The organism is Streptomyces sp. NPDC054956 (genome assembly GCF_053609185.1).
In genome coordinates, this window is sequence record NZ_JBSGXB010000361.1 from 1 (window position 1) to 6,912 (window position 6,912).

Genomic DNA, 6,912 nt, shown 5'->3' on the forward strand with positions numbered 1-6,912 from the left:
GTCGTCGTGTTCGGGCGGGTGGGCGGGATCAGTGCTGGCCCTTGCCGTCGCCCTTGTGCTCGTGCTCCTTGAGGGTGATGTCCTCCGTGTCCGTGAAGTCGATGTGCGTGTTGGCGTGCGTCGTGTGCGGGTAGGCGACGAGCACCGAGCCCGTTCCCGACTTGCCGGAGTAGTCCTCCTTCAGCAGGCCCTTGGGAGAGCCGGCGCGGACGATCAGCTCGTCACCCTTCTCGGGCTTGACCTGCGACGGGTCGCCGCCGTCCACGGAGAGGTGGGTGCTGACGGTGTCCTTGACGAGGAAGTCGATCGTGTCCTTGCCGCCGCGGGCCAGGACGCCGATCCGCTCGGTCTGCGCCGTGGTGATCCGCAGGCCGAGCAGGGCCACGAGCGGCGCCGGCTTGCGGACCAGCGGCAGGGAGTCGACGTGCAGCGTGGTGAACGTGTCCACGACGCCGCGGATGCGGTCGCCCCGGGTGGTGCCCACGATGGTGACCTCGTCGTCCCCGCCGTCGGTGCTGATCCCCACGTCACCCGTGACGTTGAAGAAGTTCAGCACCTGGGCCGAGTCCGCGCGGGTCAGCCGGCCGCTGTTGACGCCGAGCGGGGTGAAGGTGAGCCGGTCGTCGCCCGCCCCGCCCGTGACGGCCGCGCCGTGCCGGTTCGCGTCGAGGTTGACGACCGGGATCCCCTCGATGCCGACGACGCCGCCCGGGATGCCCGGGTAGCCCGTCACCCGGCCCTCGGCGATGTCGGCCAGTACGTTCGCCGTGGCCCCGCCGAGGCTGAGCGAGTTGTGGGCGATGGTCACCGCGAGGGAGGGGGAGGCCGGGCTCACGTTGCCGGCGAGGTCCTCCAGGAGGACGTCGACGTTGTACCGGCCGTCGCGCAGCGCCGAGCTGACGACCTCGTACTCGCCGGCCGGGGTGACGGTGTCCTTGCCGACCACGGCCGCGCTGCCGCCCGCCGGGGTGGTCCGCAGCCGGACCAGGGCGTTCGGCTCGACGGACGAACCCTGGAAGGCGGGCTTGATGATGGTGGTGACGTTGTCGATGTCGATGCCCGCGCTGTCGCTGGAGGCCAGCAGGTCGGGCGCGCCGGCCGGCCGGGTCGGCGCGACCGTGTCCAGGGTGATCACCAGTGCGTGCGCGCTCTCCGTGCCCGAACCGGTGACGTGGACGGTGCCGGTGACACGGGGGTCGTCCGACGGGTCGACGATGATCACCTCGGCGGTGATCTGGTTCGGGCCCTCCCGCAGCACCGGGTCCAGGTGGATCCCGTACAGCCCCGGCTTGTTCACCGGGTCGACGGGAGTGGCGAAGCCGACGCGCTGCCCGTCGCGCTCCACGGCCACCTTGTAGCCGGGGGCGTCGTCGGTCAGGACGGGCGTGGCGTTCTGCGGGGACAGCGCGATGCCGGCGGCGCGCAGCTCGGCGTCGTCCACGCGCAGGAAGAGGTCCGGCCCGACGACCTTGGTGACGTCGTCGCTGTCGGAACGGCCCGAGTCGGACTGCTGCTTGAGATCCAGGGCGAACGGCTCGGGAGCCGCCCGGTTGACGACGAGCAGGTCGTACGTGCCCTGCGGCGGGTCCGTCGGTGAGGCGTCCCCGGGCCGGGTCGGCTCGCTCACGCCGGCGGCGCTGACCACCACGTAGTACGGCTCGTCCTTGACGACCGGGATCGCGAGCCGGCCGGTGGAGGTGCCGGCCCGGGTGGAGACGGTGCCGTTGGCGACGCGGTTGCCGAACTTGTCGTACGCGCGCACCGCGAGCGGGGCGATCACCTCGTTGAAGCGGATCTCCGCGGTGAGGTGGCCGGTGTGGCGGGGGGTGACCCGGAAGAAGTCCACGTCGGTCGCGGTGTGCAGGGTGAGGCCGCGCCGGTTGAACTGCTCGTTGGAGCCGAGGTCGGCGGCCACGGCGTGGTCGATCGACTCGTTGGGCTCGTGGCGGTCGGGGAAGGCCCCGAGCAGGGAGAAGACGTCGAAGTAGACGTCCTGGTTGCCCGCGGAGGGGGCGGTGGGGGTGGGCGGGGTGGCGTTGCCGGTCCAGGACGCGTAGCCGATCCCGTCCACGGCGAACACCCCGTTGTACTCGCCGATCCGCAGGGTCCGCCGGTTCTCGCCGGCGACCATGGTGCCGCAGCCGGCGAAGTTGCCGAAGCGGCACGGGGCGTTGCGGTCGGGGTCGAAGGGGGAGTCGCTGATGCGGAAGTCCTGGGTCCAGGTCTGGCCGCCGTCCCGGCTGGTGGTGCCGTACAGATCCAGCAGGAAGTTGTCCGCCCCGTTCGGCCCGGTGCCGCCGTTGCGCCGGCCGCTGCGGTTGTCGTACCAGGTGACGACGGCGTTGCCGTCCTGGTCGATGTGGGCGTTGGGCATCACGGCGAAGGTCTGGCCCGGCCCGTGGTCGACGCGGCTCCGGGTGAAGCTCAGGCCGTTGTCGGTGGAGCGGGCGATGACCACGTCGGCGTCGTCGCCGTTGCCGTAGTTGTTGTTGGGGTCGTCGTTGCCGACGACGTAGACGTTCCCGGCGCGCGCCGGGTCGGGAAGGATGTACGGCTGCACGGAGCCCTGGAGCCAGAAGTCGGTCCCGGGGATCTCGGTGGCCGGGTTGTTCTGCCGGTTGCAGGTGACGTCCGCCTGGCCCGCGCCGAACGGCACGGTCCGCTGCTGGGGCGTGCCGGCGGCGAAGTCGGCGCCTCCGGAGCCGTCCCGGAGCAACTGGGTCGAGCCCACCGTGCCGTCGCCGGCGCAGGTGTCGGTGTGGTACGCGACGTAGAGGTCGCCGTTCTGGGCGACGGCCGCGTGCGAAGGCCAGACGAAGCCCTCGCCCGCCTGGGAGAGGGTGGCCGCGGCGGACCAGGTCGTACCGCCGTTCGTGGAACGCGAGAACAGGATCCGCGAGCCGCCGGCGCCCGGGAGTTCCGTCCAGACGATGTAGAGGTTGCCCACGTACGGGCTGGTCGGGTTGGCGTCGACCACCAGCCACGGCTTGTCGTGGTCGCTGTTCCCGTTCGGGCTCACCTGGACGGGGGTGTAGGTCTGGGTCCCGGCCGTCGTGGTGTCGTTGATCCGGCCGACGCCGACCCCGAGGCGGGCGGGGGTCGGGTTGGTGTTCAGGCCGCCGCGCGAAAGGTGCGTGACGAAGATGCGCCCCTGGGCGTCGAAGCCGAGTACCGGGTCGCCGTTGCACGGGGTGACGGTCGAGGTCCGGGTGATCGGGAAGCCGTCCCGGCCGTAGTTCAGGTCGATGTGGACGGTGCAGCCTTCCATGACGGCGACCTGTCCGGGCCTGCGCGGATTGGCGGTGGCGTTGTGCGGCTCGTTGAACCGGGCGCCGATCCTCTGGTCGTCGCCCGCCCACGCGGGGGTGGCCGCGGGGCCGAGGATCACGAGTGACTGCAGTACGAGGAGAATGCCGCCGACGACGGTGACGGCACGTCTGTAGAGATGGTTGCTCAAGATGCGTTCCGCTCTCTGGCTCTTTACATCCCTCTGCTTCCAGCGCGACGGCCGTACCTGACCAGCGGCCCCGCGCGCTGTTCGGGCAGGACTGTGGCAGGGGGCGGGTGCCGGTGTCCGGTGTCCGGGGCCGCGTCACGGGAATTCATCAAGATCCCTTGAAGAACCACCCGGTCGGAGCAGGCCGGAGAAACGATTGGGCCGAACAGGCCCGATCAACTGCCCGGCCGGCGCACCGGCCGGCCAGCCGCCGGATCAGCTGCCCGAGGCGATCCGGTAGGCGCCCGGAGTCGTTCCCGTCCAGCGCCGGAACGCCCGGTGGAAGGCGGTGTCCTCCGAGAAGCCGAGGCGGGCGGCGAGCTCCGCGATCGGCTCGCCGCTCTCCGCCAGCCCGGCGATCGCCGCGTCCCGCCGCACGTGGTCCTTCAGCTGCTGGAAGGAGGTTCCCTCCTGGCCCAGCCGCCGCCGCAGCGTCGCCGGGGACACCGCCAGCCTGCCCGCCACCTCGCCGAGCTCCGGCAGCCGCGGCGAGCTGCGCAGCGCCTGCGTCAGGGTCCGGCGGACCTGCTCCGCGACCGTGGTCCCGTACTCCGGCCGCGACAGCAGGTCGAAGGGTGCCCGGCGCAGCATCGCGTCGAGCGCGGCCTCGTCGCGGACCAGCGGCGCGGTCAGCCAGTGCGCGTCGAAGGCGACGGCCGCGCCCGTGCGCGGCTCGCCGAAGCGGACCGGGCAGTCGAAGAGGATCTCGTACTCGGCCTCGTGGGGCGGCGCCGGATACGCGAAGGAGGCGTGGGCGAGGGGGATGCGCCGGCCGATCAGCCAGCTGCTCAGCCGGTGCCAGATGGCGAGCACGCACTCCGTGAGGAAACGTTCCTCGTCGCGCGCGAAGTCATTGCGCACGGTGAACCGCGCCTGCCCGCCCTCGACTTCGAGCGCCAGCTCCGGCCCGCCCGGGAACAGCCCGTAGAAGGCGGCGGACCGCTCCACCGCCGCGCCGAGGTCACGGCAGCCCAGCGCCGCGTAACACATCATCGCGAAGGTCCCGGGCCTGCTCGGCACGGACGACAGGCCCAGGAACTCGTCCTGCGTGGTCCGGTACAGCGCCCGGAACAGCCGGGCGAACTGCGCCGGAGTGATGCGCGCCCGGTCGTCGCCGAGCAGCAGCGGCGGAATCTGCGCCTCCTGGAGCAGTGGCACGGTGTCGATGCCGCTGCCGCGCGCCCCCGCGAGCACGGCGCGCACGTGGTGCACGGTGATCGTCCGCCTCCCCATGGCTCCGACGGTAGCCGCATTGAGCGCTGCGGTCAGCGGGGGTGACGCTTCCGGTCATGCCGCGGACGGCATCGGGGTGCCTAGCGTCATCGGTACGACCCGAGGGGGAGGCGAGCCCGATGACCGACGCGGTGAGCGGTGCGACGAGCGACGTGACGAGCGAGGCGATGGGCGGGGCCGTGCGGCCGCGCACGCTGGCGGTGTTCACGGAGTGGACGGGCGAGCGGTACGCGGCGGAGACCGCGCTGCGGCACAGGACGGCCGAGACGGGGGCGGAGGGCGGCTGGGCGACGGTCAGCTACGGGCGGCTGCGCGAGCGCGTACGGGAGTCAGGGCGCGCCCTGATCGGCCTCGGGGTCGCCGCCGGGGAGCGGGTCGCGGTGCTGGCGGAGACCCGCCCGGAGTGGACGTACACCCACTTCGGGGTGCTGGCGGCGGGCGCCGTCCTGGTGCCCGTGTACCCGACGGCGGGGGAGGAGGAGCTCGCCTGGGTGCTGAAGGACTCGGAGGCGGTGGTCGTCGTCTGCGACGACGCGGCGCAGGCGGCGCGGGTGGAGGCGCTGCGGGGGAAGGGGGAGCTGCCGGGGCTGCGCGCGGTGGTGGAGATGGACGGGCTGCGCTCGCTCGCCGGAGCCGCCCCGGAGGCCGAACTCCTGGCCCGGGCGGCGGCGGTGGAACCGGCCTCCGACGCCTCGATCGTCTACACCTCGGGCACGACGGGCCTGCCGAAGGGCTGCCGCCTCACGCACGGCAACCTGGGCGCGATCCAGGACGCGACGCTCCCGCTGATCAAGGGCGGCCCGGGCGACTCCACGTACCTCTACCTGCCGCTGGCGCACCTGCTGGCCCAGCTGATCCAGTTCACCACCCTCCTGGAGGGCGGCGACCTCTGCTACTTCGGCGGCCGGATCGAGGACGTCATCGGGGAGCTCGCCGAGGCACGGCCCACCCATCTGCCGTCCGTCCCGCGCCTGTTCGAGAAGCTCCACTCGGTGGTCCTGTCCCTGGCGGAGTCCCAGGAGGGCGGCGCGGACCGGTTCGCCGAGGCGGTCCGGCTGGGGCTGCTGGCGGCGGAGGGCCGCCTGCCGGAGGAGTCGCGGGAGGCGTACGAGGCGGCCGACAAGTCCCTGTACTCCCTGGTCAGGGGCGCGTTCGGCGGCCGGCTGAAATGGGCGCTGACCGGCGGGGCGCCGATCGCCCCGGCGACCTTGGACTTCCTACGGGCCTGCGGGATCGCGGTGTTCGAGGGCTACGGGATGACGGAGTCGGGCGGCGTCATCAGCCTGAACCACCCGGCCGGGGTGCGGTACGGCTCGGTGGGCCGCCCGATCGCGGGCTGCGAGGTCCGCATCGCGGAGGACGGCGAGGTCCTGGCGCGGGGCCCGATGATCTTCCCGGGGTACCACGCGAACCCCGGGGCGACGGCGGAGACGCTGGACCCGGAGGGCTGGCTGCACACGGGTGACCTCGGAGAACTGGACGCCGACGGCTACCTCTCCATCACCGGCCGCAAGAAGGAACTGATCATCACCTCGGCGGGCAAGAACATCACCCCGACGGAGGTCGAGTTCGCCATCCAGCGCTCCCGTTACGTCTCCCGCGCGGTCATGATCGGCGACCGCCGACCCCATCCGGTGGCCCTGATCACCCTGGACGCGGAGGAAGTCGCCGCTTGGGCGGCACGCGAGTCGGTAACTCTGGACCCGACCGCCCCGGGCGACCACCCGGCGGTACGGGCCCTCGTGGAAGAGGCGGTCGAGGCAGCCAACGCCACGGTCTCCCGCCCGGCCCGCGTACGCGCCTTCCGCATCCTGCCGGAGGAGTTCACGGTGGAGGCGGGGACGTTGACGCCGACGCTGAAGCTGCGGCGGAGGGTGGTGGCGGAGAGGTATGCGGGGGTGATCGAGGGGTTGTACGGGTAGGGGGCGACGGGCTGGGGGGAGGCTGCGGGGGTGGGGCGGGGGTTTTGACGGCTGGTCGGGGGCGGGGTTGGCGGGGCCCAGGTACTCGGTGGCTTTGACGGACCGGTGGGGGCGCCGGGTGGGCGGGGCCCCGAGTCGGGGTGGCTTTGACGGTGTCCGGGGGGCGTCCCGGGCGTCGAGTGTCCTTCCGTGCCGGGCCGGCCTGTCAAGGGCGCTCCCTGCGGTCGCGTCGCTTCGCGATGGCCTTCGGCCACCCTTGAC

3 protein-coding genes are annotated in these 6,912 nt (G+C 72.6%); 1 reads left to right on the forward strand and 2 read right to left on the reverse strand.

What is annotated here, in order from left to right; translation table 11 throughout:
- Window positions 1-28: 28 nt before the first annotated feature.
- Window positions 29-3,457: an Ig-like domain-containing protein gene (locus ACWGDE_RS34060; RefSeq protein ID WP_453392922.1), complete on the reverse strand. Its 3,429-nt coding sequence runs from the start codon at window positions 3,455-3,457 to the stop codon at window positions 29-31.
- Window positions 3,458-3,712: 255 nt separating this feature from the next.
- The gene (locus tag ACWGDE_RS34065) at window positions 3,713-4,729 is read right to left on the reverse strand and encodes an AraC family transcriptional regulator (RefSeq protein ID WP_453392923.1); all 1,017 of its coding nucleotides are present in this window, start codon (window positions 4,727-4,729) and stop codon (window positions 3,713-3,715) included.
- Between the two features lie 119 nt (window positions 4,730-4,848).
- Between ACWGDE_RS34065 and ACWGDE_RS34070 the strand changes: the two genes are divergently transcribed.
- The gene (locus ACWGDE_RS34070; RefSeq protein WP_453392924.1) at window positions 4,849-6,651 is read left to right on the forward strand and encodes an AMP-dependent synthetase/ligase; all 1,803 of its coding nucleotides are present in this window, start codon (window positions 4,849-4,851) and stop codon (window positions 6,649-6,651) included.
- Window positions 6,652-6,912: the final 261 nt, after the last annotated feature.

What these genes read in the sequence shown, in the direction of transcription:
- ACWGDE_RS34065 (WP_453392923.1), bottom strand. Translation starts at nt 4,729, where the DNA reads ATGGGGAGGCGGACGATCACCGTGCACCACGTGCGCGCCGTGCTCGCG.
- ACWGDE_RS34070 (WP_453392924.1), top strand. Translation starts at nt 4,849, where the DNA reads ATGACCGACGCGGTGAGCGGTGCGACGAGCGACGTGACGAGCGAGGCG.